The sequence below is a fragment of the Dongia mobilis genome (assembly GCF_004363235.1).
Classification (GTDB): Bacteria; Pseudomonadota; Alphaproteobacteria; order Dongiales; family Dongiaceae; genus Dongia; species Dongia mobilis.
In genome coordinates, this window is sequence record NZ_SNYW01000008.1 from 478,384 (window position 1) to 504,736 (window position 26,353).

26 protein-coding genes are annotated in these 26,353 nt (G+C 65.9%); 19 read left to right on the forward strand and 7 right to left on the reverse strand.

Annotation, left to right across the window (positions count from 1 at the left end):
* Positions 1-8: 8 nt before the first annotated feature.
* Positions 9-1,115 carry a heat-inducible transcriptional repressor HrcA gene (gene hrcA, locus A8950_RS11010; RefSeq protein WP_133613689.1) on the reverse strand — a complete coding sequence of 369 codons (1,107 nt, stop codon included), beginning with the start codon at positions 1,113-1,115 and terminating at the stop codon, positions 9-11.
* Positions 1,116-1,686: 571 nt separating this feature from the next.
* On the opposite strand from hrcA, the gene coxB reads away from it, so the two are divergent.
* From coxB to A8950_RS11070, 13 genes are all read left to right on the forward strand, one after another.
* Positions 1,687-2,577, forward strand: a complete 891-nt coding sequence (gene coxB / locus A8950_RS11015; RefSeq protein WP_133613690.1) for a cytochrome c oxidase subunit II — start codon at positions 1,687-1,689, stop codon at positions 2,575-2,577.
* Positions 2,578-2,611: 34 nt separating this feature from the next.
* Complete coding sequence (ctaD, locus tag A8950_RS11020) at positions 2,612-4,240, forward strand: cytochrome c oxidase subunit I (RefSeq protein WP_133613691.1); 1,629 nt, start codon at positions 2,612-2,614, stop codon at positions 4,238-4,240.
* A gap of 107 nt (positions 4,241-4,347) precedes the next feature.
* On the forward strand, positions 4,348-5,250 hold the full coding sequence (gene cyoE / locus A8950_RS11025) for a heme o synthase (RefSeq protein ID WP_133613864.1): 903 nt from the start codon (positions 4,348-4,350) through the stop codon (positions 5,248-5,250).
* A complete protein-coding gene (locus tag A8950_RS19460; protein ID WP_166645116.1) occupies positions 5,244-5,396 on the forward strand; it encodes a hypothetical protein in 153 nt (50 codons plus the stop codon). Before cyoE ends, A8950_RS19460 begins: the two co-directional genes overlap by 7 nt.
* Complete coding sequence (locus A8950_RS11030) at positions 5,396-6,034, forward strand: cytochrome c oxidase assembly protein (RefSeq protein ID WP_133613692.1); 639 nt, start codon at positions 5,396-5,398, stop codon at positions 6,032-6,034. Before A8950_RS19460 ends, A8950_RS11030 begins: the two co-directional genes overlap by 1 nt.
* 78 nt (positions 6,035-6,112) lie before the next feature.
* A complete protein-coding gene (locus tag A8950_RS11035; protein ID WP_133613693.1) occupies positions 6,113-6,943 on the forward strand; it encodes a cytochrome c oxidase subunit 3 in 831 nt (276 codons plus the stop codon).
* 21 nt (positions 6,944-6,964) lie between these two features.
* Positions 6,965-7,321, forward strand: a complete 357-nt coding sequence (locus tag A8950_RS11040) for a DUF983 domain-containing protein (protein WP_133613694.1) — start codon at positions 6,965-6,967, stop codon at positions 7,319-7,321.
* A gap of 30 nt (positions 7,322-7,351) precedes the next feature.
* On the forward strand, positions 7,352-8,101 hold the full coding sequence (locus A8950_RS11045) for an SURF1 family protein (RefSeq protein ID WP_133613695.1): 750 nt from the start codon (positions 7,352-7,354) through the stop codon (positions 8,099-8,101).
* Positions 8,098-9,591 carry a carboxypeptidase M32 gene (locus tag A8950_RS11050; protein WP_133613696.1) on the forward strand — a complete coding sequence of 498 codons (1,494 nt, stop codon included), beginning with the start codon at positions 8,098-8,100 and terminating at the stop codon, positions 9,589-9,591. The genes A8950_RS11045 and A8950_RS11050 overlap by 4 nt, the downstream gene beginning before the upstream one ends.
* Before the next feature lie 100 nt (positions 9,592-9,691).
* A complete protein-coding gene (locus tag A8950_RS11055) occupies positions 9,692-11,782 on the forward strand; it encodes a sensor histidine kinase (RefSeq protein WP_133613697.1) in 2,091 nt (696 codons plus the stop codon).
* 140 nt (positions 11,783-11,922) lie between these two features.
* Positions 11,923-13,338: a threonine synthase gene (thrC, locus tag A8950_RS11060; RefSeq protein WP_133613698.1), complete on the forward strand. Its 1,416-nt coding sequence runs from the start codon at positions 11,923-11,925 to the stop codon at positions 13,336-13,338.
* Positions 13,335-14,615, forward strand: coding sequence for a M16 family metallopeptidase (locus A8950_RS11065; protein ID WP_133613699.1), 1,281 nt, complete (start codon positions 13,335-13,337; stop codon positions 14,613-14,615). Before thrC ends, A8950_RS11065 begins: the two co-directional genes overlap by 4 nt.
* Positions 14,616-14,637: 22 nt before the next feature.
* Positions 14,638-15,321 (forward strand): GNAT family N-acetyltransferase, encoded by a 684-nt coding sequence (locus A8950_RS11070; RefSeq protein ID WP_133613700.1) that lies wholly within the window; start codon positions 14,638-14,640, stop codon positions 15,319-15,321.
* A gap of 3 nt (positions 15,322-15,324) precedes the next feature.
* On the opposite strand, the gene A8950_RS11075 is transcribed toward A8950_RS11070, so the two are convergent.
* Complete coding sequence (locus tag A8950_RS11075) at positions 15,325-15,900, reverse strand: YqgE/AlgH family protein (RefSeq protein WP_133613701.1); 576 nt, start codon at positions 15,898-15,900, stop codon at positions 15,325-15,327.
* A gap of 119 nt (positions 15,901-16,019) precedes the next feature.
* Between A8950_RS11075 and A8950_RS11080 the strand changes: the two genes are divergently transcribed.
* From A8950_RS11080 to A8950_RS11095, 4 genes are all read left to right on the forward strand, one after another.
* On the forward strand, positions 16,020-17,978 hold the full coding sequence (locus tag A8950_RS11080) for a protein-disulfide reductase DsbD family protein (protein ID WP_133613702.1): 1,959 nt from the start codon (positions 16,020-16,022) through the stop codon (positions 17,976-17,978).
* Between the two features lie 143 nt (positions 17,979-18,121).
* A complete protein-coding gene (locus tag A8950_RS11085; protein WP_133613703.1) occupies positions 18,122-18,604 on the forward strand; it encodes a peroxiredoxin in 483 nt (160 codons plus the stop codon).
* Between the two features lie 74 nt (positions 18,605-18,678).
* Entirely contained in the window at positions 18,679-20,505 is a 1,827-nt protein-coding gene (recQ, locus tag A8950_RS11090) for a DNA helicase RecQ (RefSeq protein ID WP_133613704.1), read from the forward strand.
* The gene (locus A8950_RS11095) at positions 20,502-21,398 is read left to right on the forward strand and encodes a DMT family transporter (protein WP_133613705.1); all 897 of its coding nucleotides are present in this window, start codon (positions 20,502-20,504) and stop codon (positions 21,396-21,398) included. Before recQ ends, A8950_RS11095 begins: the two co-directional genes overlap by 4 nt.
* Position 21,399: 1 nt before the next feature.
* Here A8950_RS11095 and A8950_RS11100 read toward each other — a convergent pair whose 3' ends face one another.
* The 5 genes from A8950_RS11100 to lgt are packed head-to-tail and all read right to left on the reverse strand — an operon-like array spanning position 21,400 to position 25,149.
* Positions 21,400-22,059, reverse strand: coding sequence for a MarC family NAAT transporter (locus A8950_RS11100; protein WP_166645117.1), 660 nt, complete (start codon positions 22,057-22,059; stop codon positions 21,400-21,402).
* A gap of 24 nt (positions 22,060-22,083) precedes the next feature.
* Entirely contained in the window at positions 22,084-22,491 is a 408-nt protein-coding gene (locus tag A8950_RS11105; protein WP_133613707.1) for a cupin domain-containing protein, read from the reverse strand.
* A 20-nt stretch (positions 22,492-22,511) separates the two neighbouring features.
* A complete protein-coding gene (gene pgeF, locus A8950_RS11110; protein ID WP_133613708.1) occupies positions 22,512-23,276 on the reverse strand; it encodes a peptidoglycan editing factor PgeF in 765 nt (254 codons plus the stop codon).
* The gene (locus tag A8950_RS11115; RefSeq protein ID WP_133613709.1) at positions 23,273-24,340 is read right to left on the reverse strand and encodes a class I SAM-dependent methyltransferase; all 1,068 of its coding nucleotides are present in this window, start codon (positions 24,338-24,340) and stop codon (positions 23,273-23,275) included. Before A8950_RS11115 ends, pgeF begins: the two co-directional genes overlap by 4 nt.
* Positions 24,337-25,149: a prolipoprotein diacylglyceryl transferase gene (lgt, locus tag A8950_RS11120; RefSeq protein ID WP_133613710.1), complete on the reverse strand. Its 813-nt coding sequence runs from the start codon at positions 25,147-25,149 to the stop codon at positions 24,337-24,339. The genes A8950_RS11115 and lgt overlap by 4 nt, the downstream gene beginning before the upstream one ends.
* A gap of 155 nt (positions 25,150-25,304) precedes the next feature.
* On the opposite strand from lgt, the gene A8950_RS11125 reads away from it, so the two are divergent.
* Together A8950_RS11125 and A8950_RS11130 are read left to right on the forward strand one after the other, a co-directional pair.
* Positions 25,305-25,607 carry an accessory factor UbiK family protein gene (locus tag A8950_RS11125; protein ID WP_133613711.1) on the forward strand — a complete coding sequence of 101 codons (303 nt, stop codon included), beginning with the start codon at positions 25,305-25,307 and terminating at the stop codon, positions 25,605-25,607.
* 220 nt (positions 25,608-25,827) lie between these two features.
* Positions 25,828-26,331, forward strand: a complete 504-nt coding sequence (locus A8950_RS11130) for a type III secretion system chaperone family protein (RefSeq protein WP_133613712.1) — start codon at positions 25,828-25,830, stop codon at positions 26,329-26,331.
* Positions 26,332-26,353 lie beyond the last annotated feature (22 nt).

The window sequence follows — 26,353 nt, forward strand, 5'->3', positions numbered from 1 at the left end:
CGTCTTCCTTAGCCGAGAATCCGGCCGATGACCTTGGCGGTATAGTCCACCATGGGGATGATGCGCGCATAATTGATGCGGCTGGGGCCGATGACGCCGATGGCGCCGATCAGCCGGCGCTGGCTGTCGCGATAGGGGGAAATCACCGCCGAGCAGCCGGCTAGACCGAACAGGTCGCTCTCGGCGCCGATGAAGATTTGGACCCCGTCGGCCACCTCAGCCGCCTCGACCAATTTAAGCAATTGCTCCTTGGCTTCAAGGGCGGCGAAGAGCGAGCGCAGGCGCTCGAGATCGGCCACGCCGGTGACGTCCTCCAGCAGATGCGCCTGGCCGCGCACGATGAGGGCGCCCGAATTGTCCTCCCTGGACCAGGACGCAAGGCCCGCCTCGACCACTTTCTTGGTGAGGGCGTCGAGGGCGGCGCGCTCGCTCTCCAGTTCCTGCAGGATCTGGTCGCGGCCGAGCGCCAGCGTACGGCCGGCGAGGCGCGTGGTGAGGTAATTGGTCGCCTCGATCAGGGCCGAGGGTGGCAATCCGACCGGCACGTCGACGATGCGGTTTTCCACCATGCCGCCTTCCGTCACCATGACGACGAGGGCGCGGCCGGGGGCGAGATGCACGAACTCAAGGTGTTTCAGCGGCCTGTCGGTCTTCGGCGCCACCACCATGCCGGCGCAGCGCGAGAGGCCGGAGAGCATCAGCGTCGCCTGGTCGAGGACCTCGGGCAGGGAGCGGCCGGCCGCGGCACAGCGCGCGTCGATCGAGGAGCGCTCGTCCTCGGTGAGGCCGCCAGTCTCCATCAGGCCATCGACGAACAGGCGCAGGCCAAGTTCGGTCGGCAGGCGGCCGGCCGATGTGTGCGGCGCGAACAGCAGGCCAAGTTCCTCGAGATCCGCCATTACATTGCGAATCGTGGCCGGCGACAACTGGCCGCCGGTCAACTGGCCCAGCCGCCGCGACAGGGTCCGTGAGCCGACCGGCTCGCCGGTCTCGACATAGGCCTCCACGATGGTCCGGAAGATATCGCGCGACCGCGCCGACATCTCGCTCAGCACCGGCCGGTGCTGGATGCTCGCGGAAGTCGACTGGTTGCCTGAATTCTGTCGGAATTGCATGTGGTTACCGCTCGGGTTGAAACCATCATGCGCCAATTTAAGGTGCCTTGCGATGGCATTCAACGCCGCGCCGCGTGAAGGCGGTGCCCGGGTGGCGCGTCGGTTGGTTCCCGGGTTGGCGCCGGGGGTAGTCCCGTGGGTTGGTCCCGGGGGTTGGTGTCGGGTCATTCACCAGAGCGTCGCGGATTAATCTAAGTTAAGATCAGCTCTTGCGGCACATTGCCGCATTGGCGGAGGGGAAATCGGGAAGCCCGACCCGACAAGGCCTTGGCGCCCGCCGGGCCGCCCTGTCCCGGGGCCGACATCCCCTTGGCAATGCTTGAGTTAGCGCAAGGTCCCGTGTAGTTTCAGCCTGCTTTGTGGGGGGCCGCATGGCTTTCCATGCGCAGCCAATGCGCCGGCAGTGAAGGCACAGCGACATCCGGACCGGGCGGAATGCCCGATCCCCGGGGCGGCGCTTGTCGGCAGGGCCGGTAGATCAGCCGGGGATGGCGGCAGGTGCGTTCAGGATTTGTTCCGTTACGCCCGCGTCGCCACTCTTGCCATAACGGATGGGATCGAGATGTTTCTGATGCAGAAGTGCGGCCGGGTAGTGGCGCAAGCGGCCGGTGCGGTGACGATGGCTGCCGGTTCGCTGGCAATGGCGGGCGGTGCCCTGGCCCAGGAAATCCTGGGGGCGCCGCAGGACCGGCAACTCGGCCTGCAGGAACCGGCCACCTCGATCGCGGTCGACCTCAATCACTTCCACAATTGGGTGCTGATGCCGATCATCACCGGCATTACCATCTTCGTGATGCTGCTGCTGCTCTGGGTGATGATCCGCTACAACGCCAAGCGCAACCCGGTGCCCTCGAAGACTACCCACAACACCACGATCGAGGTGCTGTGGACGGTCATCCCGATCCTGATCCTGATCGGCATCGCCGTGCCCTCGTTCAAGCTGCTCTACAAGCAGCTCGACCTGCCGGAAACCGATCTCACCATCCGCGCCATCGGCAAGCAATGGTACTGGACCTACGAGTACCCCGACGACGGCAAGTTCACCTTCGACGCCAACATGATCCAGACGGCCGATCTCCAGCCCGGCCAGCTGCGCCTGCTGGAGACCGACAACGAGGTCGTCCTGCCGGTCGGCAAGAACATCCGCATCCAGATCACCGCGGCAGACGTGATCCATGCCTGGACCGTGCCTGCTTTCGGTATCAAGCACGACGCCGTGCCGGGCCGCGTCAACGAAAGCTGGTTCAACATCGACCGGCCAGGCATCTATTACGGCCAGTGTTCCGAGTTGTGCGGCACGCTGCATGCCTTCATGCCGATCAAGATCCGCGCCGTCAGCCCGGAGGAATATGCCGCCTGGCTCGAGGAGGCGAAGGCCAAGTATACGCCGCTCGAGGAGGAGGCCGTGCCCACCGCCGAGGTCGCGGTGCCCGCGGCCGGCACGCAGATGGCCGCCAACTGAACCAGCCAGCTAATCCGAGTATAGGGACAAAGCCATGAGCCCCGTCAGCACCACGCATCACGACGCCCACGATCACCACGACCATCACCCGACGGGCCTCAAGCGCTATCTGTTCTCCACGAATCATAAGGACATCGGCACGATGTACCTTATCTTCGCGATCTGCGCGGGCCTGATCGGCGGCCTGTTCTCGATCTACATGCGCATGGAGCTGATGGAGCCAGGCATCCAGTATTTCGGCACCGATGCCCAGGTCGACGGCCAGCACTGGAACGTGATCATCAGCGCCCACGCGCTCATCATGATCTTTTTCACCGTCATGCCGGCGCTGATCGGCGGCTTCGGCAACTGGTTCGTGCCGCTGATGATCGGCGCGCCCGATATGGCGTTCCCGCGCATGAACAACATCAGCTTCTGGCTGTTGATCCCGTCCTTCGCGCTGCTGATCGGCTCGGCCTTCGTCGATGGCGGCGTGGGTTGCGGCTGGACGCTCTATCCGCCGCTCTGTTCCGACGGCCAGCCGGGCATGGCGGTCGACATGGCGATCTTCTCGATGCATCTGGCCGGCGCCTCGTCGATCCTCGGCGCCATCAACTTCATCACCACCATCTTCAACATGCGCGCTCCCGGCATGACCCTGCACCGCATGCCGCTGTTCGTCTGGTCGGTGCTGGTGACGGCCTTCCTGCTGCTGCTGTCGCTCCCCGTTTTCGGCGGCGCCATCACCATGATGCTGACCGATCGCAATTTCGGCACCGCCTTCTTCAAGCCGGAAATGGGCGGCGATCCGATCCTGTTCCAGCACCTGTTCTGGTTCTTCGGTCACCCCGAGGTCTACATCCTGATCCTGCCGGGCTTCGGCATCATGAGCCAGATCGTGTCGACCTTCTCGAAGAAGCCGGTCTTCGGCTATCTCGGCATGGCCTACGCCATGGTCGCGATCGGCTTCGTCGGTTTCGTGGTCTGGGCGCATCACATGTATACGGTTGGCCTCGACGTCGATACGCGCGCCTATTTCACCGCCGCCACCATGGTGATCGCGGTGCCGACCGGCGTGAAGATCTTCTCCTGGATCGCCACCATGTGGGGCGGCTCGATCGAGTTCCGGGTGCCCATGGTCTGGGCGCTGGGCTTCATCTTCCTGTTCACCATCGGCGGCGTCACCGGCGTCGTGCTGGCCAATGGCGGTCTCGATCAGGGCCTGCACGACACCTATTACGTGGTGGCGCATTTCCACTATGTGCTCAGCCTGGGCGCCGTCTTCTCGATCTTCGGTGCCTATTACTACTGGATCTCCAAGATCTCCGGCCGCGAGCACCCCGAATGGGCGGGCCATCTGCATTTCTGGACCACCTTCGTCGGCGTCAACCTGACCTTCTTCCCGCAGCATTTCCTGGGTCTGGCCGGCATGCCGCGGCGCTATCCGGACTACCCGGACGCCTTCGCCTTCTGGAACCACATCTCCTCGATCGGCTCCTATATCGCCTTCGCCTCCACCCTCTTCTTCGTGGTGATGGCGCTCTACACGGTGATCGCCGGCCGCAAAGCGGCTGCCAATCCCTGGGGGCAGGGCGCCACCACGCTGGAATGGACGCTGCCTTCGCCGCCGCCCTTCCACACCTTTGAAACGCTGCCGGTGATCGAACCGGCGAAGCACCACTGAACCGGCTGGCGGCGGGCATCACCCGCCGCCCGCACTTTCGGGATGTGACAGCAGTGCGTCGAAACGCGCTTCATAACGTGCATGACAAGAGCGACCTGGCCGCCGAGATGGTCGCCGCGGGTGCCCGCGTCGGCGATTTCTGGGCGCTGATGAAGCCGCGCGTCATGTCGCTGGTCGTGTTCTCGGGCTTTGCCGGGCTCTATGTGGCGCCGGGCGAAATCCATCCGCTGATCGCCGCGGTGGCCGTGCTGTGCATCGCGGTTGCCGCCGGTGCCTCCGGCGCCATGAACATGTGGTATGACCGCGACATCGATGGAATCATGAGCCGCACCTGCGGCCGCCCGATTCCCAAGGGGTATGTTGCGCCGGAACAGGCCCTGGCCTTCGGCCTCGCGCTTTCGGCCTTCTCGGTCATGCTGATGGGCCTTGCGGTTAACGTCGCGGCGGCGGCCCTGCTCGCCTTCACCATCTTCTTCTATGTCGTCGTCTATACGATCTGGCTGAAGCGCCGCACGCCGCAGAACATCGTCATCGGCGGCGCCGCCGGCGCCTTCCCGCCGATGATCGGCTGGGCGGCGGTGACCGGCTCGATCGACTGGGCCTCGCTGCCGCTGTTTGCGCTCATCTTCATGTGGACGCCGCCGCATTTCTGGGCGCTCGCCCTCTGGCGCAATCCGGACTACATGCGGGCCGGCGTGCCCATGATGCCGGTCGTCGCCGGCATGGAATCCACCAAGAAGCAGATGCTGCTCTATACCGTGCTGCTGGCGCCGGTGGCGCTGGCGCCGGTCTTTCTCGGCGTGGCCGGCTGGGTCTATGGCGCGACCGCGATCGTGCTCAATGCCGGCTTCATATATCGCGCCTGGCGCGTGCTGCGCTCGGACGACCTCGTCTGGGCCAAGAAGATGTTCGGCTTTTCGCTCGTCTACCTCTTCCTGCATTTCCTCGTGCTGATGCTGGACCGGGCACCCGGACTCGTCAGCCTGGTGCGGGGCACTTTGGCATGGTGAAGGAAGTGGGCACCGCGATGCATCTCGACATCGAGGCAGAACGGGCGAGGCGCCTGCGGCAGCGCAACTGGGCCCTCGCCGGGGCCCTCGTACTCTTCGTCGTCCTGGTCTTCATCGTTTCCATCGTCAAGATGGGGGGCAATTGATGGCCGCCACACCCGAATCCAGCCGCAATCTCGGCCAGCGCAACCGCAATGTCATGATGTGGCTGGTCGGCCTCGTCGCCGGCATGACCGGGCTCGCCTTCGCCTCGGTGCCGCTCTACGACCTGTTCTGCCGGGTGACCGGTTTCGGCGGTACGCCGATGCGCGCCGAGGAGGCCAGTGTTGCCATCGGCACGCGCGATCTTACCGTCACCTTCAATGCGGACCTCGCCGCCGGCATGCCGTGGCGTTTCTTCCCCACCGAGAACAAGATGACGGTGCGGACCGGCGTCACCTATACCGCCACCTATGTCGCCGAGAACCCGACCGGCGAAACGGTCACCGGTTCCTCCACCTTCAACGTGTCGCCGGATATTTTCGGCAAATACTTCGTCAAGGTGCAGTGTTTCTGCTTTGAGCGGCAGGAGCTGAAGCCGGGCGAGCGGGTGGAAATGCCGGTGGTGTTCTATCTCGACCCGCAGCTGGAAGAAGACCCCTATCTCGGGAAGATCGGCGAGGTCACCTTGTCCTATACCTTCTTCCGGGTAGAGAACGACCCGGTCAGCCTGGGCGCCGTGGCGCCGGACCTTGTGCCGGAAGCGACGGTTCCGGCACAAGCTGGCCAAAATGGCGGTAGTTGAGTAGATTGACGTGCAATCCAGCCGGCACGGGGGAGAGATACCGGGGCCGGTGCGATGAGAGAAGAGAGAGTTGAAGCCATGAGCGATGCGGCGGCGCACAAGCCAAACCACCCCTATCACCTGGTCGATCCCAGCCCGTGGCCGCTGGTCGGCAGCATTGCCGGCGGCGTCTTCACCATCGGCATGGTTTTCTACATGCACGGCAAGGCCGGCTTCCTGGTCTCGGTCCTGCCGGGCATCGTCCTCATCCTCCTCACCATGCTGGGCTGGTGGCGCGATGTGGTGAAGGAAGCCGAAATCGACAAGGCGCACAGCCCGGTCGTGCAGATCGGCCTGCGCTATGGCATGGCGCTGTTCATCGCCTCCGAAGTGATGTTCTTCGTCGCCTTCTTCTGGGCCTTCTTCGACGCCTCGCTCTTCCCGAAGGATGCCGTCGGCGGCGTCTGGCCGCCGCAGGGCGTCCTGGTGCTGGACCCGCTGCAGATCCCGCTGCTCAATACCCTCATCCTGCTGCTGTCGGGCTGCACGGTCACTTGGGCGCATCACGCGCTGCGCGAAGGCGACCGCCAGAACTTCATCCGCGGCCTCGCCCTCACCATCCTGCTGGGCATCATCTTCACCGGCTTCCAGGCCTATGAGTACGCGCATGCGCCGTTCGGCTTCAAGGACGGGATTTACTCCTCGACCTTCTACATGGCGACCGGCTTCCACGGTTTCCACGTTCTGGTCGGCACCCTGTTCCTGATCGTCTGCCTGTTTCGCGGCTTCAAGGGGCATTTCACGCCCGATCATCATTTCGGCTTCGAGGCGGCAGCCTGGTACTGGCACTTCGTCGACGTGGTCTGGCTGTTCCTGTTCGCCTGGATCTATATCTGGGGTTCGGGTCCCGGCCCCTATTATGGTGCATAACGCCATGGGAGCGCCGGCCCGGTGACGGTCCGCGCTCCCATCCTGACCGGATTGGCCTGCCGTTGCCCGCGCTGCGGGCAGGGCAGGCTTTTTCGCGGCCTGCTGACGGTGCGCGAGCGCTGCGAGCATTGCGACCTGGACCTCAAGGCGGCCGATAGCGGCGATGGGCCGGCGGTCTTCGTCATTCTGTTGCTGGGCGCCATTCTGGCGCCGCTGGTCTTCTGGGTCGAGTTCGGTCTCGAGCCGCCCTTCTGGGTGCATGTCGTGCTGTGGCCGCCCTTGGTCCTGGGCGCAGCCATCGCTATGCTGCGGCCGCTAAAGGGTGTCATGATCGCCCTGCAATTCCACCACCAGGCCGCCGAGCACCGGGTAGAATAGTCCGCCCGCGCCGGCGGCGGATATCGATTGATGACGCAACCGAGCCTCCTTTCCCGCTTCCGGCCCAAACTCTGGCCGACGTTGATCACCATTCCGGCGGTCCTCTTCATGCTGGCGCTCTGCGTCTGGCAGGTACAGCGGCTCTACTGGAAGGAAGGTCTGATTGCCGAGCGTGTCGCACGGTCGGAGGCGACCGCAATTCCCCTGCCGCCGATCGGCGCCAATATCGCCGAGGCCGAATTCCGCCGCGTCGAACTGCTCGGCCGCTTCGACCATGCCCGCGAATTCTACCTCGCCGCCCGCTCGCAGAACGGCAATGTCGGCTACTGGGTCGTGACGCCGTTCCTGCTGGCCGATGGCGGCGGCGCCGTTCTGGTCAATCGCGGCTGGGTGCCCAATGAAAAGAAGCAGCCGGAAACGCGGGCCGAGGGCCAGTTGCCGGATGGCATCGCGATCGAGGCCCTGGTGCGGCAGCCGCAGCGTCAGGCCTGGTTCCAGCCGGACAACGAGCCGCAGAAGAATACCTGGTACTATCTCGACCCCGCCGAGATCGCGGCCGCCAGCGGCCTGCCCCTGCGGCAGGATCTCTACCTAGACATCGTCAAGGGCGAGGTCCCGGGTGGCTTCCCGATCGGCGGCCAGACCCGCATCAACCTGCCCAATGACCATCTGCAATATGCCATCACCTGGGGCTCCCTGGCGCTCGCCCTCATCGTCATCTACGTGATGTCGAGCCTGGAAAAGGGCCAGGCCGCCAGGTCGCCCCGGGGACAGCCATGAACGCACCTTCCTATCGCAGCCTGGAACAGCGCTTTGCCCGCATGGGGGCAATCAACGAGGCGGCGGGCATGCTGCATTGGGATATGGCGGCGGTCATGCCGGAGGGTGGCCACGGGGCGCGCGCCGAGCAGCTGGCCGTCCTCGGCGTCATTGCCCACGAGATGATGACGGCGTCGGACACGGCCGAGCTGCTTGCCGCAGCCGAGGCGGAAGAACTCGATTCCTGGCAGCGTGCCAACCTTGCCGAGATGCACCGCCTGCATACCCATGCGACGGCATTGTCGCCGCGCCTGGTCGAGGCGATGACGCGCGCGCGGACCGCCTGCGAGAAGGCCTGGCGCGCGGCACGGCCGGCGGGCGATTTTGGTGCGGTGATTGAGCCGCTGCGCCATGTGCTGGACCTCACCCGCGAGGCCGCGGCAGCCAAGGCCGAGAAACTGCGCCTGTCGCCCTACGAGGCACTGATGGACGAGTTCGAGCCCGGCGCCCGGATTGCCGACATCACGCCGATCTTCGACGATTATGCCGCCTTCCTGCCCGATTTCCTGGGCCGTGTCCTGGAACGGCAGCAGAGCGAAGGCGCCCCGGTCGAGCCGGCCGGGCCCTTTCCGATCGCCACGCAAAAGGCGCTGGGCGAAAGGGTGATGGGCATCCTCGGCTTCGATTTCCGTCACGGCCGCCTGGATACCTCTCTGCATCCGTTCTGCGGCGGCACGCCGGACGACGTGCGCATCACCACGCGCTATGACGAGCTGTCCTTTGCCGGCGCTCTGATGGGCGTCATCCACGAGACCGGGCATGCGCTGTACGAGCGCGGCCTGCCGGAGGCCTGGCGGCGCCAGCCGGTGGGCCAGGCGCGCGGCATGGCGCTGCACGAGAGCCAGTCGCTGCTGATCGAGATGCAGGCCGCGCGCAGCCGCGAATTCTGCGCCTTTCTTTCGCCGCTGCTCAGGGAAACCTATCCCGGCAATGACGCCGCCTTCGCGCCGGACAACCTGTTCCGCCTCTATACCCGCGTCGCGCCCGGCTTCATCCGCGTCGATGCCGACGAGGTTACCTATCCCGCCCATGTCATCTTGCGCTATCGCCTGGAACAGGCGCTGATTTCCGGCGACCTTGCGCTGCGCGACCTGCCGGGCGCCTGGAACGAGGGCATGCGGCACCTGCTGGGCCTTGCCGTGACCAGTGATCGCGAAGGCTGCCTGCAGGACATCCACTGGTTCGACGGCGCCTTCGGCTATTTCCCCTGCTACAGCCTCGGCGCCATGAACGCGGCGCAATTCTATGCCAGCGCGGCCGCGGCCGATCCCGGCATTCCTGCCGCCCTAGGCCGCGGCGACTTTAGCCTCTTGCTTGCCTGGCTGCGCGAGAACGTGCACGGCCTCGGCTCAAGCCTGACCACCGCCGAGATCGTGACCCGCGCCACCGGCCGGCCGCTCGATGCCGGCGTGTTTCGCGCCCATCTCGAGCGCCGTTATCTCGGGGTGTGAGAACCGGTCCAGCAGCCAGACTGTCGGCGGCCAGACTGTCGGCGGCCAGGCACTTGAGTAAACCCGGGCGGATTGGCAGCATGGGGCGAAGGGGACACCCATGATCAGAGCTGGCCGTTACAGGGGAGGTTCCGACCCCGCCACAAATCGCGGTCACCAGCGGCCCTATGCCATGCTGGTGGCCCTGGTTGCGGCCGTCTATGCCTACCATGTCGGCGGCGAAATTGCGGGCCTGCGCCCCGATCTGCTGCCGTTCGTCTGGGGTGCCCCCGCCTTTCTTCTGGCGCCGCTCCTGGTGCTGGGCTGGCGCATGCTGCCGCCTGTCGCCGTGGTGGCGCTCGCTTTCCAGGTCTATCGCCATGGCGGCGCCTGGGGGCCGGGGGCGCTAGCGGCCGGCGGCGATCTCGTCGCTGCGGTAATCGCCGTGCTGGCACTTTCTCTCTTCGCGCCGATCGACCTGCGCCTGCGGCACCAGCGCGATTTCGGCCGCCTCGCCCTGGTGGCCGGCCTGCTGGTGCCGGGACTCCTTGCCGGGCTGTCCCTGCTGCTGAGCCGGGCACTCGGCTTCGGCCCAGCCGGCACGTTCGCCGCCAGCTGGCTGATGCTGCTGGCGGCGAACGCGGTGGCGCTGCTTGCCGCGGTTCCCTTCGCCATCGTCTGGGTCACCCAATCGCAGGCGCGCGGCCCGCATCCTGCCGAACTGCGCTGGCTTGTGCTCATCGCCTTCGTCTTCGTGGGGATCGTCTGGTGGCTGCCCGACAAATTCCTCGGCGCCGCCGTCTATCTCGCCCTGCTCGGCCTGCCGCTCGCCTTCTATGCACTCACCCGCTACGGGCGCCGCGGTGCCAGCACGGCCGCGATGATCTTCGCCCTTGTTCTCGTGGCCGGCGCCAGCCAGGGGGTTACGCTGTTTGCCGGACTGGCCGGGCCCCATGTCCTGCCGGCGCTGATCGTCTTCCTGCTTGCGGTTGAATGCGGGCTGATGATCGTGGCGATCGCGCGCGCCGAGCAGGATCGCGAGCAGGATCGCGTCGCCGAGAACGAATCCCGCCTGCGCATGCTGATCGACAACACCAAGGTAGCACCCTATGCCATGCCCGGACCGCAATTCATCACTTACAGCTTCATCAGCGACCGCATCGAGGCCATGACCGGCCACTCCTTGGCCGAGTGGAACGAGCCCAAGGCCTGGTTCCGCTTCATGCATCCCGAGGACCTGCCGCGCATGTCCTCGATCGATGCCAGCGAGCTTGTGCCGGAGCGCGACTACGAATGGGAATATCGCCTGGTACACAAGGACGGCTCGCCGGTCTGGATCCGCGATCTCTTTCGCATCGACCGCAAGGCCGACGGCACGCTGGAACTGCGCGGCATGATGACCGATGTCACCGTCTTGAAGACCCGTGAACTGGCGCTGGCCGAGCGCGAGCGGGAACTGGAGGTGGCGCGCGACCAGGCCGAGGCGGCGAACCGCGCCAAATCCAGCTTTCTCGCCACCATGAGCCACGAATTGCGAACGCCGATGAACGCCATCATCGGCTTTGCCGAGGTGATGAACTCCGAGGCGTTCGGCGCCCTAACTACCAAACAGCGCGAGCATATCGGCGATATCATGGCGTCCGGCCAGCACCTGCTGCAACTCATCAACGACATCCTCGACATGTCGAAGATCGAAGCCGGTCGCTTCGAAATCAACGAGGAACTGGGCGAACTCGACCATCTCATTGCGAGCTCGGTACGGATCAACGCACCGGCCGCCGAGCGGCGCGGCATCCGTGTCGAGGTCGACAATCCCCATACCTGTCTCGGCCTCGTCGCCGACCAGCGGGCGGTCCGGCAGATCCTGCTTAACCTCATTTCCAATGCCATCAAGTTCAGCCCGGAAAAGGGCGTCGTGACCCTCAGGGCGCGCTGCCGGGATGACGGCAGCCTCGCCCTCAGCGTCACGGACCGGGGCATCGGCATGTCTGCGGAGACTGTGGCACGCATCTTCGAGCCCTTTTTCCAGGGCAGTGGGGTCGATTTTCGCCACAAGCGGGAGGGCACCGGGCTCGGCCTCGCCATCTCGCAGAAACTGGCAGCAATGCATGGCGGCGAACTGGTCATCGACAGCGTCCTGGGTGCCGGGACGACGGTAACCCTGACCCTGCCGGCGGCGCGGGTCCGGGCGGTCGAGATGGCGGTCAAATAGGACTGCCGGCGCAAGGTTCTCACGGGATTCATGACAATTTCGCAGGGGCAACCGGCGCGGATCGGGTGTTGCCTTGCTTGTCAGGGCGCGGCCGCCGCCCTAATTTGGGGCGCAATCGAGGGTCAGTGAAGGATTTCCCCTTGCGTTACATCAGCACGCGCGGCCAGGCGCCGCGTCTCGGCTTCGAGGAGGCGCTCCTCACCGGCCTCGCCCGCGATGGCGGGCTCTATGTGCCGGAAACCTGGCCGCAACTGGGCAAGGCGGCGCAGGCCCGCCTTGCCGGCCAGCCCTATGGCGCAGTGGCCGCCCAGGTAATGCGGCCCTTCGTCGGCAGGTCACTTGCCGGCAAGGCGCTGCAGGGCGCCATTGCCGAGGCTTACGGCACCTTTCGCCACCAGGCGGTGGCACCGCTCGTCCAGATCGACGAGGGGCTCTGGCTGATGGAACTTTTCCACGGCCCGACGCTCGCCTTCAAGGACGTGGCGCTGCAGCTCCTTGGCCAGCTTTACGACCGGGTGCTGAAGGCGCGGGGCGAGCGCATCACGGTGATCGGCGCAACCTCGGGCGATACCGGTTCGGCCGCCCTCGAGGCCTGCCGTGACCGCGCCGCCATTGACATATTCATCCTGCACCCGAAGGGCCGCGTCTCGGAGGTGCAGCGCAGGCAGATGACCACGATCGATGCCGCCAACGTCCACAACATCGCCATCGACGGCTCGTTCGACGATTGCCAGGACCTGGTCAAGGCGATGTTCAACGACCAGGCCTTCCGCGATCGTGTCAACATGGCGGCGGTGAATTCCATCAACTGGGCCAGGGTGCTTGCCCAGGTCGTCTATTACGTGACCGGGGCAATCGCTCTGGGGGCGCCGCACCGTGCGGTCAGCTTCGCCGTGCCATCGGGCAATTTCGGCAATGTCTATGCCGGCTATGCGGCGAAATCCATGGGCCTGCCGATCGAGCGGCTGATCGTCGGCTCCAACCGCAACGACATCCTGACCCGCTTCTTCTCCAGCGGTGCCATGAAGATCACCCGGGTGACGCCCTCGCTCTCCCCCTCAATGGATATCCAGGTCTCCAGCAATCTCGAGCGGCTGCTGTTCGACCTCTTCGACCGCAAGGGCGAGAAACTGGCCGCCGCCATGCAGGAATTCCGCAGGAGCGGCCACTTCACGGCACCTCAGCGACACTGGGGCCGCGTGGCGAAAACATTCCACGCCCATCGCCTCGACGACCGGCAGACGCTGGCCGCCATGCGTGACGTCCACCGCCGTACCGGCATGCTGGTGGACCCGCATTCGGCCATCGGCCTTGCCGCGGCGCTCGATGCGCGCAGATCCGCCGCGAAATCCGCGACCCCGATCATCTCGCTGGCGACCGCGCATCCCGCAAAATTCCCCGATGCGGTCGAGCAGGCGACCGGCATCCGCCCGGCTCTACCGTCACATCTTGCGCATCTGATGTCGGCCCGCGAGCGGCTGACCGACCTGCCCAACGATCTTGCCCGGGTGCAGGACTTCGTGCTCGCCAATACTCGCCTCGGCCACAACCGATGAATGTTCGATTGACAGAGGACAGCGTCGAGATCACGACCCTGCCGAACGGCTTTCGCGTCGCCACGGACCGCATGGATTCGGTCGAGACGGTGTCACTGGGCGTCTGGGTCGGGATCGGCACGCGCCACGAGGATGCGGCCGAGAATGGCGTCTCGCACCTTCTCGAGCACATGGCGTTCAAGGGAACGCGGCGTCGCTCGGCGCGCGACATCGCGGTGGAAATCGAGAATGTGGGCGGCGTCCTCAACGCCTATACCGGGCGCGAGCAGACCGCCTACTACGCCAAGGTGCTGGCCGAGGATACGGCACTTGCCCTCGACCTCATTGCCGACATCCTGCAGCATTCCACCTTCGACGCCCAGGAACTGGAGCGCGAGCGCGGCGTCATCATCCAGGAGATCGGCCAGGCGGAGGACACGCCGGACGACATCGTCTTCGATCACTTCCAGGAGACGGCCTTTCCGGAACAGAGCATGGGCCGTCCGGTCCTCGGCCGCGCCGAGATCATCGCCGAACTCAAGGCCGAGGCGATCGCCGGCTATATGCTGAGCCGCTATCGTCCCGGAAACATGGTGCTGGCGGCGGCCGGAAGGGTCGAGCATCGGCGCCTGGTCGACCTCGCCCTGGCGGCCTTCGATCAGCTGCCGCCGGGCGGCGCGGCGGCGACCGATCCGGCGCGCTACCAGGGCGGCGAATTGCGCCTCGATCGCGACCTCGAACAGGCCCACATCGTGCTGGGTTTCGACGGCATCGGCATCCACGACCCCGACTACTACGCCAGCGCGGTGCTGTCGCAGGTGCTGGGCGGCGGCATGTCCTCGCGCCTGTTCCAGGAGGTGCGCGAAAAGCGGGGCCTGGTCTACGGCATCCATTCCTTCGCCAGCGCCTGGTCGGATGCCGGCATCTTCGGCATCTATGCCGGCACCGGCGAAAAGGAGGCGGCCGAACTGCTGCCGATCGTCTGCGACGAGATGCTGAAACTGACCGACCAAATTCCGGAGGAAGAGCTTCGTCGCGCGGGCGCGCAGCTGAAGGCCGGGATCCTGATGGCTCGCGAGAAGACGTCGGCAAGGTGCGAGCAGCTGGCGGCGCAACTGCTGATCCACAATCGCCCCGTGCCGTCCGCCGAGATCGTGGCCAGGGTGGATGCCGTGACCGGTACCGATCTGGCCCGCGTCGCTCGCCGCCTGATGGCCTCGACGCCGACGCTCACCACCATGGGGCCGGTCGGTGCCGTGATGGATCTTGCAAGTTTGCAGGAGCGCCTTAGAGTTTGAGGCCCTTGCTGCCGGGGGCGCCATGTTCCTGTTCGAGCCGCGCTATCGACCCTTGCCGCCACCGCTGATGGGCAAGAGGGTGCGCCTGCGCCCGCCACTGCCGGGGGATTTCGCCGGCTGGTCCGATCTGCGGCGGCAGAGCCGCGCCTTCCTCGAACCCTGGGAACCGACATGGGGCGAGGAGGCCCTCTCGCGCGCGGTCTATCGCGCCCGCCAGCGCCGCATGGTGCGCGAATGGAATGCCGATCTCGGCTATGCCTTCCATCTCCTCGCCACGGAGCGGAGCGACGTCGGTGCCCGGCCTGGGCTCGTGCTGGGCGGCATCAACCTCAATCAGGTGCGGCGGCTCTCGGCGCAATCGGCCAGCCTCGGCTACTGGATGGGCGCCCCCTATGCCGGTCTCGGGCTGATGCGCGAGGCGCTGGAACTGCTGCTGCCCTATGCCTTCGCCGGTGCCGGCGCGGGCGAGGTTTGCGACCCGGCCATCGGCCTCGGCCTGCATCGCATCGACGCCGCCTGCATTCCGGAGAACCAGCGCAGCCGGCGCCTGCTGACCGGTCTGGGCTTTCGCGAAATCGGCCTCGCGCCCCGCTATCTGAAGATCAACGGCGACTGGCGCGACCATGTTTGCCATCAGATGCTGGCGGACGATTTCGCGGCGCGTCGCGGCGGCGCATCCTTCCGGCAGTATCTTGCCGACGCCTAGGCGTCAGGCATGGCCGATTTCGCCGGAGAGGGTGGTGAGGTTGACGCCGAGCTTGCCGATCGAGCGTTCCCATTTGTTGTCGAGATTGTCGTCGAAGACGATCTCCTCGTCGGCCGGCACGTTGAGCCAGGCATTGGCCTGCATCTCGGCATCCAGCTGCCCGGGTCCCCAGCCGGCATAGCCGAGCGCCAGCAGGGCGCGCCGCGGCCCGTGGCCCTCGGCGATGTCCTTGAGGATGTCGAGGGTGGCGGTAAGGCCGATTTCGCCGCCTACCTGCAGGGTCGCGTCATCGACGTAGTCGGTCGAATGCAGCACGAAGCCGCGTCCGGTTTCGACCGGGCCGCCGGAGCGGATGCGGATATGCTCGGATTCGTTGCCGCCGTCGATGCCGAGCTGCGACAGCAGATCCGGGAAGGTGAGGGCGCCCACCAGGCGGTTGACGATGAGACCCATGGCCCCGTCATCGGTGTGGGCGCACAGATAGATGACCGTGCGGGTGAAGCGGGCATCGCGCATCTGCGGCATGGCGACCAGCAATTGCCCGGTCATGAAGCCCTGGTGCAACAGCCCTCGTTTCATGGTTACCATCCGATTCCTGATACATCCTGCGGGCGGCGATTTGACGCAGGCCGGCCGGAACGAAGTCTTCGCAGCCGACCCCGTGTAACAAGGGTATAATCCGTCCCGAAAGTTGGCAAATGGTGAATCGACTGGCGCATATCACAAGAGCGGTACTGGCCCTGACTGTGCTTGGATCGGGCTTGGCCGCCGCCGCCGGGACCGCCCCGGCGGCTGACAGCGCGCGCACCGACCATACCGGCGTCCGCCTCGTTTCGGCCGTGACCGCGGCCGGTGCCGAGCCGACACTGCCCTTCGGTATCGAGATTGTACTGGCGCCCGGCTGGAAGACGTATTGGCGCAGCCCCGGCGATGCCGGTTTTCCTCCGGAGGTCGAGATCGCCGGGTCGCAGAATGTGGCGGCAGCCGAGCTCGCTTTCCCGGTGCCGCACCGGTTCGAGCTTTTCGGCCTGCAGACCTTCGGCTATGGCGAGCGGGTGCTGTTTCCCCTGCGGGTGACCCCGGAGCGGCCGGGCGAGGCGGTCAGTCTCAGGGCACATCTGCGCTATCTCGTCTGCGAGCAGATCTGCATTCCCTACGAGCACGATCTGGCCTTCGACCTGCCGGCGGGTGCCGCCGGGCTCAGTGCCGACGCGCCCCTCATCAGTGCTGCCGAGGCGCTGGTGCCGGATGACGGCGCGCGCGCGCGCTGGCGCGTGACCGGCATTTCGGTTGCAGGCGATCAGCTGCAGGTCAGCGCGGAAAGTGCCGGGGTTCCGTTCCGGACGCCGGATCTGCTGGTCGAGGGCCCATCCGGTCTCATCTTCGGCAAGCCGGCGGTCGATCCGGCATTGGACGGGCGCAGCGTCCATTTCTCCCTGCCGGTCGAGCGTTTCGGCAACGCGCCGGAGGTGGCGACGAGCAACCTCACTTTGACCCTGGTCGAGGGCGATCACGGCCTGGAGCGGGCTGTGCGCGTCGCCGATTTCGCCGCGGCCGCGACGCCGGTGCGAACCGGCGGCGCCGGCATGTGGCTGGTGCTGGCGATCGCCTGGCTGGGCGGACTTGTCCTCAACGTGATGCCTTGCGTGCTGCCGGTGCTGGTGCTGAAACTGACCGGCGTCCTCGAAAAGGCGGGCGCGGCGCGGCGCGATCTGCGCGCCAGCTTTGTCGCCAGTGCCGCCGGCATTGTCAGCGCCTTCCTGCTGCTCGCCATGGCCCTCATCGGCCTCAAGCTCGCGGGGCTCGGCATTGGCTGGGGCATCCAGTTCCAGCAGCCGGTGTTCCTGGCCGTGCTGGCGGTCATCTGTCTCGCCTTCGCCGCCAATGTCTGGGGCTGGTTCCAGGTGCCGGTACCGGCCTTCGCGGGCGGCATCGCGGCGGCAGCCGACAGTGCGGAATTCCGCCGGCCGCGCCGTGCCGCCTTTCTGCAGGGCGTACTGGCGACGGTGCTGGCAACACCCTGCTCGGCGCCCTTCGTCGGCACCGCTGTGGGCTTCGCCCTGGCGGCGGGACCTGTCGAGATCCTCGCCATCTTCCTGGCGCTTGGTCTTGGCCTTGCCACGCCCTATCTCGCCATCGCCGGCTTTCCGGCCCTGGTCGGCTGGCTACCGCGCCCCGGGCGCTGGATGCGCTGGCTGAAGCATGTACTGGCCCTGTCTCTGCTGGGAACGGCGCTGTGGCTCGGCAGCGTGCTGGTCCAGCAACTGGGCTGGTGGCAGCGCGGCCAGAGCGATGACAGCATCGCCTGGACCAGGTTCGACGAGCAGGCGATTGCGGCGGAGGTGGCGAGGGGTCGGGTCGTCTTCGTCGATGTGACGGCGGAATGGTGCATCACCTGCCGCGCCAACAAGGAGTTCGTCCTGCTGCGCGATCCCGTGCGCTCCGCCCTCGGTGCCGCGGACGTGACGCCGATGCTGGCCGACTGGACCAATCCCGACCCCGTCATCAGCGCCTATCTTGCCGGTTTCGGCCGTTATGGCATTCCGATGAACGTGGTCTATGGCCCCGGCGCGCCCCGCGGCATCGCCCTCCCCGAATTGCTCAGCAGCGACGCCGTGCTGGCGGCGCTGGATGCGGCGCGGCGCAGCACGGAATAACCGCACGGCCGGCATGGGCACGGCGGCACCTCGATACTTGGCAAGGGGCGCCGGCGGGCCGTATATCTAGGCCTCACACCCCCACCGGAAGCAGAACGCCCGCCGCCCGCGATTTTGCGGCGGGTACCAGGAAAGGAAGCGCGATGACCATCAAGGTTGGCGACAAGATCCCCAGTGTTTCGCTGAAGACCATGGACAAGGACGGCATGCAGACGATCAGCACCGACGACCTCTTCAAGGGGAAGAAGGTGGTGCTGTTCGCATTGCCAGGCGCCTTCACGCCGACCTGCTCGGCCAAGCATCTGCCGGGCTTCGTGCAGAACGCGGCGGCGCTCAAGGGCAAGGGAATCGACACCATCGCCTGCCTCTCGGTCAACGATGCCTTCGTCATGGATGCCTGGGGCAAGGCGCAGAATGTCGGCGATACCGTGTTGATGCTGGCCGACGGCAATGCCGATTTCTCGAAGGCGGTCGGCCTCACCATGGACGGTACCGGCTATGGCATGGGTACCCGCGCCTGCCGCTACGCCATGGTGGTCGACAACGGCGTCGTGAAGACCCTCAATGTCGAAGCGCCGGGCGCCTTCGAGGTATCGAGCGCCGAAGCCGTGCTGAAGGCACTCTGACCCGAGTCATGTGAGAGATTGCGGGCGGCGGAGCGTACCGCCGCCCGTTCCGTTTTGGGGAATCGATCGCCATCGTGAGCGCGGACGGTACACAGCCGGGGACGAGCCTGGCCCTCGACATCCTGCGCCGGATCTACGGCCATGCCGCCTTTCGCGGACCCCAGGCGGCGATCATCGATCATGTCGTGGGTGGCGGCGATGCCCTGGTCCTGATGCCGACCGGCGGCGGCAAATCGGTCTGCTACCAGATTCCTGCGCTGCTGCGCGATGGCGTGGGCGTCGTGGTCTCGCCGCTGATCGCCCTCATGCAGGACCAGGTGGCCGCCCTCCAGCAGATGGGCATCGCCGCCGCCTGCCTCAACTCCGCCCTCAGCCTCGACGAGATGCGCGTGATCGAGGGGCAGATGAAGCGGGGCGAACTGAAGCTGCTCTATGTCGCCCCCGAGCGCCTGCTGACGCCCTTCTTCCTCAATCTGCTGCGGCAGGTGAAGGTGGCGCTCTTCGCCATCGACGAGGCGCATTGCGTCTCGCAATGGGGTCACGATTTCCGGCCCGAATACATCCAGCTTTCAGCGCTCCACGAGCAATTTCCCGCGGTGCCGCGCATGGCGCTCACCGCCACGGCGGACCAGGAGACGCGGGCCGAGATCCGCGAGCGTCTCGCCCTCCAGGAGGCGGCGGTCTATCTCACTTCCTTCGACCGGCCCAATATCCGCTATCGCGTTACCGAGCGCGGCGACGCAAGAAGGCAATTGTTGGAGCTGATCCAGGGAACCTGGCGGGGCGAGGCCGGCATCGTTTATTGCCAGTCGCGCAAGAAGGTCGAGGAGGTGGCGGCCTGGCTCGGCGGGCGCGGCGTCGCGGCACTGCCCTATCATGCCGGCATGGAGCAGAAGGTGCGGGCCGCCAACCAGCACCGCTTCATCACCGAGGACGGCATCGTCATGGTAGCTACCATCGCCTTCGGCATGGGAATCGACAAGCCGGATGTGCGTTTCGTGGCACATCTCGATCTCCCCGCCTCGATCGAGGCCTATTACCAGGAAACCGGCCGTGCCGGGCGCGACGGCGCGCCGGCGGAGGCCTGGCTGGCCTTCGGGTTGCAGGACGTGGTGCTGCTGCGGCGCCGCATCGAGGAATCCGACCTCTCCGAAGCGCGCAAGGTGGTCAGCCGCCGCAAGCTCCAGGCTCTGCTCGCCTTCTGCGAGGCGACGCAGTGCCGGCGCGTCGAATTGCTGCGCTATCTCGGCGAGGAATCGCAACCCTGCGGCAATTGCGACATCTGCCTGGAGCCGGGCGAGAGCTGGGACGCGACAATTCCGGCGCAGAAACTGCTCTCCGCCTGCTGGCGCACGGGGCAGCGCTTCGGCGTCGCCCATCTCGTCGATGTGCTGCTGGGCAAGGCGACCGAAAAGACCGCGCGCTTCGGCCATGACCAATTGCCGGTATTCGGCATCGGCACCGAACTCGATGCCAATGGCTGGAAGAATCTCGCCCGGCAATTGCTCTCGCTGGGCTTCCTCGTTGTGCAGGACGACGAGTTCAACACGCTGGCGGTCGCGGAAAGCGCCCGTGCGCTGCTGAAGGGCGAGGTGCCGCTCACCTTGCGCCGCCCCACCGTCAGCCTCTCGCGACGCGAGCGGCGCAAGCGTGATCCGCTGCTGGCCGCGATGGGCGAGGTCGACGCAAAGCTGTTCGATGCCCTGCGCGCACGTCGCCGCGATCTCGCCGCAGCACAGAACGTGCCGCCCTATGTCATCTTCCATGACGCGACCCTGCGCGAGATCGCCGCGCGCCGGCCGCAGAATCTGGATTCGTTCCTCGCAATTCCCGGCATCGGCGAGCGCAAGCTGAAACGCTACGGCGCCGACTTCCTTGAAGTGCTGGCGGCCTTCGCATGACGTCATCGTCTTCGGATCGCGCGGCGGCGCTGGCGCTGCTGGTCTCGACCGGCTTTCTGATCGGCATCGGCTTTCCGCTCGGCAAGCTGGCGGCGCAAGCGGGCATCCCGCCGGCTGCCTGGTCCTTCGCCATTTCCGGCGGCGGCGCTCTGGTCATCCTCGGCGTCATCCTGGCGCGCCGACAGCGCATCGCCTGGGACCGGTGGCATCTGCGCTATTACCTGGTGGCGGGGTCGCTCTCCTACGTCTTTCCCAACCTCCTCATCTATGCGGCCATCCCTCGCCTCGGCGCCGGGCTGACCGCGATCTACCTCACCCTCTCGCCGATCATGACGCTGACCATCTCGATCGTCATGGGGTTGCGGCGACCCGGCTGGCTGGGTTTCGCTGGCATCGCCCTCGGCTGCGCCGGCGCCCTCACCATCATTCTCTCGAAGGGCGAGTTGGGCGGGTCGGCCGATTTCGCCTGGGCGATGGCGGCACTTCTCATTCCGCTGAGCCTTGCCGGCGGCAATGTCTATCGCACGCTGGACTGGCCGGCGGGCGGCCGGCCGCTGGGATTGGCGATGGGCAGCAATGCCGCCGCCGCCCTCTGCCTTTTCGTGGCGGCCCTGGCCTGGGACGGTGCCATGCCTTTCGCGCCGCTGCTGGCGGCACCCCTGTTGACCCTTGGCCAGATCGCCGTTTCGGCGGCGATGTTCGCGCTCTTCTTCCGGCTGCAGGTGGTGGGCGGGCCGGTTTATCTCTCGCAGATCGGCTATGTCGCGGCGGCGACCAGCCTGGTCATCGGCACGTTCCTTCTCGGCGAAAGTTACGCGTTCGTCACCTGGATGGGCGGCCTCGTCATTGTCGCCGGCGTCGTCGCAACCACGCTGGATCGCGGCCGAAAATAGTTCAATGCGGCCAGAAGGCCGGGTCGTGGATCAGATCCTGCACGCCGTTGATAACGAACTGCACGCCGATGCAGACCATCAGGAAACCCATGATGCGCGAGACCGCGGCGATGCCGTTGGCACCCAGCAACCGGTTGAGAAGGCCGGCCGCGCGCAGGCAGAACCAGATGACGATGGCGGTCACCACGATGCCGACCGAGATCACCAGATAGGTCATCGGCGTCGAAAGCTCGCCCGATTGCTGTACGCTGGTCGACATGGTGATGACCAGCGCGATGGAACCGGGGCCGGACAGTCCCGGCATGGCAAGCGGCGTGAAGGAAATGTCGAGCTTCTGCCGCGCCTCCTGGTCGGAGGAGGGATCGAGCGGCGAGTCGCGCGGAAACAGCATGCCGAAGCCCAGGAACGCCACGATCATGCCGCCGGCGATGCGCAGGCCCGGGATCGAGATGCCGAAGAGATCCATGATGAGCACGCCCGCCAGCAGGAAGGCGAGCAGGATCGCCGTCATGTAGAGGCAGGCCATGGTGATCTGCCGGTTGCGCTCGGCCACCGTCAGATTGCCGGTGATGCCGATCAGCATGCCGGCGGCGGAAATGGGGTTGATGATCGGCAGCAAGGTCGCCACCGTCCAGCCGACATAGGGAAGGAAGTCTTCCACGCTGTTTTGCGCCTCTGCGCAGATCTATTTCTGGAAATTCCAGTCGATGCCGAGCAGCAGGCAACCCTTCTCGGTGCGGCTGTTGTGATAGGTGCCGGCCTCGTAGACGATGTAGTCGCCGGGCTTCAGCACCGTGCCGTCGCTTTCGATGAGTTCGCCTTCCAGGATCAGGAATTCCTCGCGGAAGCGGTGCTCGTGCGCCACCGTCTGGGCGCCGGGCTGCATGCGGATGAGATAGGCGCCCTGGGCCTTCTCGCGATCATAGGAAAGCTCGATCAGCGACATGTCCTCCTGCAGGGGCCCGTCCATGTCATAGGGTGCCATAGGCGTCGCGTAGATGTTGAGGACCGAACGGTTCTTCCCCCCGGTATGGCGCGACAAATCGCCGGGCCCCGGCACGCGCTTGGCTCGCTCGGTCGCTGGCTTTTCCATGACTGTGCTCCCTTGATGCTTCAAATGAGGCCGATCACCGAGACCTGACGGCCGTAATCGGGTTCGCCGCGTTTGGTCTTGCGGCGGTAGGAGAAGAAATCGCTCTCGAGCGCGCAGGTGTCGTGGCCGGTCACCTCGATCTCGGCAAGGCCCAGGGCGAGGAGGCGCGATTCGATATAGCCCATGAGGTCGAATTGAAAGCGGCGGCAGGCATTCACGGTAAAGAAGCGGGCATTGCCCGGATCCTGCGCGATGAAGGGTTGCGGAAATTCGGTGCCGACCTCGTAGGACTCGCGGCCGATGCAGGGGCCAAGGCTGGCCACGATATTCTCGCGCCGCGCGCCAAGTCTTTCCATCGCCGCGACGGTTGCCTCGATGATGCCGCCGACGGCACCCTTCCAGCCGGCATGGCAGGCGCCGACCACCTTGGCATCCGCATCGGCGAAGAGGACGGGACCGCAATCGGCGGTGAGGATGCCGAGATTGATGCCGGGTGTCCTGGTCACCAGCCCGTCGGCCTGCGGGCGGTCGTTCTGGTCAAGCGGCTCTTCCACCACCAGCACGTTCTTGCCATGCACCTGATAGGCGGTGCTGAGCGGTGTCGCGCGGAGGCCCGCCGCCTTCACCGCACGGGCGCGGTTCTCCAGGACGCGGTGTTTCTCGTCCTCGGTGCCGAGACCGCAATTGAGCGAATCATAGATGCCGTCGGAAACGCCGCCGCGCCTTGTCAGGAAGCCGTGGCCGATGCCGGCGAGGCGGGAGAGCGACTTGCTTTCGACAATCATAGGCCGGCCAGTTCCTGCAGATCGGGTTGGGTGACGGCAAGCACCTTGAACAGCCTGCCCATTTCATCGGGCGCAATCAAGCGGCGGCACTGGCGCTCGAGAATAGCGGCGGTCCCGGCGTCGGCCTTCGCCGCCAGCATGCTGCAGCGCATCTCGATGCCCAGCGAGCGCAGGAAATCGCCCTGGGTGAAGGGGCCGCGCGTGGCGGCACCCGCTTGCCGCGCCGCCTCGGCCAAGGCGGCGAAATCGACATGGGCCGTCAGATCCGCTTCGCCCGGTGTCTCCAGCGGGTCGTGATAGGTGTGGCGGCGCAGCGCCTGGAACGTATCGCCCAGCCCGCTCTGTGCCGGGCCGTAATCGATCAGCAGGGCGGCCCCCCCTTGCTCGCCCAGCCGCCGCGCGATCGCGTCGACGAGGGCGATCCCGGCCGGCGATACTTCGGCGATCTCGCCCGCCTTGGCCGCGTCATGGGCGGGGCGCAGCAGGGCGAGGGCAGGGCCGGGGGCGGAGAGGGCGAAGGCGAGCTTTCCGTCATGCAGCGTCACCACGCGCTCGCGCCAACCCTGCTCGGTCATGACGAATTGGTGGACCGGCAGGGCATCGAACAATTCGTTGGCGATGATGAGGGCGGGACCCTCGGGCACGGTGGCCACCGAATCATGCCAGCGGGGGTCATGGGCGGTGAGGCGTTCGGCCTGTGCCGCGCGCAGGGCTTGGTTGATCTCGACGAGGTGCAGTTGTTTTGCCTTGAGGAAATCGGGGAGCACGCGCGCGGCGCGCAGCGCGTCCTGCATCAGCGTGCCGCGGCCGGGGCCGATCTCGATGAGATGGAAGGCGGCGGGCGTACCCAGGCGCTGCCAGGTGTCGACGCACCAGAGGCCGAGGAGCTCGCCGAACATCTGCGAGACTTCCGGCGCCGTGATGAAATCGCCTTCCGCCCCCAGCGGGTCGCGCGCGCGGTAATAGCCGCCGCTGCCGGCCAGCAGGGTTTCCATATAGGCGGCGATAGTCATGCTGCCCTCGGCGGCGAGGCGCCGCTGCAGGCTTTGCATGACTTCGCTCATGCGGCCGATGTCCCGCGGTGATGGCCGCGCCAGACGAGATAGAGCCCGTAGAGGATCATCGGCGCCGAGAGCCACTGGCCCCAGGTGGTGGCGACCAGGGAATCGGTGAAGGCCTCCGGCTCGCGGAACATCTCCGAGACGACGCGCGCAATGCCATAGCCGATGAGGAAGATGCCGGAAAGTGTGCCGAGGCGTTCGCGGATGCCCTGGCGATGGGCGAAGATGGCGAGGACGAGGAAGAGCAGCAACCCTTCCGTCAGCGCCTCGTAGATCTGGCTGGGGTGGCGCGGCAGGTTGTCGACATGGGGATAGATGATCGCCCAGGGCACGTCGGTGACGCGGCCCACCAGCTCGCCGTTGATGTAGTTGGCGATGCGGCCGAGGCAGAGGCCGATCGGCGTTGCCGCCGCGGCAAGATCGGCCAGCGCGAAGAAGGGCAGGCCGACGCGCCGCGTATAGAGGATCATCGCCACGATCACGCCGACAAGGCCGCCATGGAAGGCCATGCCGCCTTCCCAGATCTTCAGGATCTCGACCGGGTTGGAGAGGTAATAGCCCGGGTCCCACAGCAGCACATGGCCAAGGCGTCCGCCGAGGATGATGCCGACGGTCCCCCAGGTGATCATGTCCTCGCAGTGGTTGGGCTTCACCAGGGCCGGCGGCTTCTTGCCCAGATAGACCATGTAGCGCCAGGCCAGCAGGATGCCGGCGATATAGGCGAGCGCATACCAGCGGATCTGTACGATGCCGAGATCGAGGGCGACCGGGTCGAATCCGGGATAGACGTAAAAGCCGCTGTCAGGGGTCATGATTCGCCTGGGATTGCCGATAAGAGGCTGTGCCGCGGTCAGAAAGCCGGCCTAGCTTGATTCTGTCCGGCTCGGTTATATAAGCCCCTGGATAGTCATCACAAGCTTACGGTCATCACAAGGTCAGGGACGCGCAAGGTCCCAGGAAGGGCGCCATGCAAAGCGACAATCGGATTCTCGACGACATGGCCAAGGTCGCGACCGGGGCGCTCGGCTCCCTGACCGGCCTCAAGCAGGAAATCGAGGGCAAGGTGCAGCAGCACCTGGAACGCCTGCTGGGCCGCATGAATCTGGTGAGCCGCGAGGAGTTCGAGGCCATGAAAGCGGTTGCCCAGGAGGCCCGCGCCGAACAGATCCGCCTTGCCCGCCGTGTCGAGGCGCTGGAGGCCAGGCTGGGCGAAAAGGCGGCGGCACCGGTTCACGACGCCGCGGCAACCCCGGACAAGCCCAATCTCTGACGCCGCTCCCGCAGGCGCGAGACAATTTTGTTAATCAATGTAAATGTTGCTTGCGCCAGAGTCGCAAATTTGCGACTCTAAATCTGGTGGGAAATTAACGTTTCACATCAAGCCTTAGGGGTCGCGCACCCCCAAGCGTGGCGAACCCCGACGGCACAGTCTGGTCGATTACTGGCGGCTGGAAGAGCCCCGGCCGCCACCCGCATGGAGGGCGCTTTCGATGCAGCTTACCCAAGAATCGACCCTGGCCCCGACCGCAAATCCCCTCGACATGATGGAAGAACTGGTCAACGCCAATGAGTGGCGCTACGACCGCTCGACCGACGAGGAGATGATCGTCGAAGTAACCGGCCAGTGGTGCGAATACCGCATGTTCTTCGTCTGGCAGGAGGATCTGGGGGCAATGTACTTCTCCTGCCTCTTCGACACGAAGGTCGCCCCGGGAAAGCGCGCCCAATTCGCCGAATTGCTGGCCCATATCAACGAGCGCCTGTGGCTCGGTCATTTCGACCTCTGCACCGAGGAAGGGGCGCCGATGTTCCGCCACACCATTTTGCTGCGCGGCACGGCGGGCGTCACCGCCGAGCAGCTCGAGGATCTGATGGAGGCGGCGATCAACGAATGCGAACGCTTCTACCCCGCCTTCCAATTCCTGCTCTGGGGCGGTAAGAAGCCGCAGGAGGCGGTCGAGGCCGCCCTGCTGGAAACGCAGGGCACGGCCTGACGGGAAGGACAGGCGACCGCCC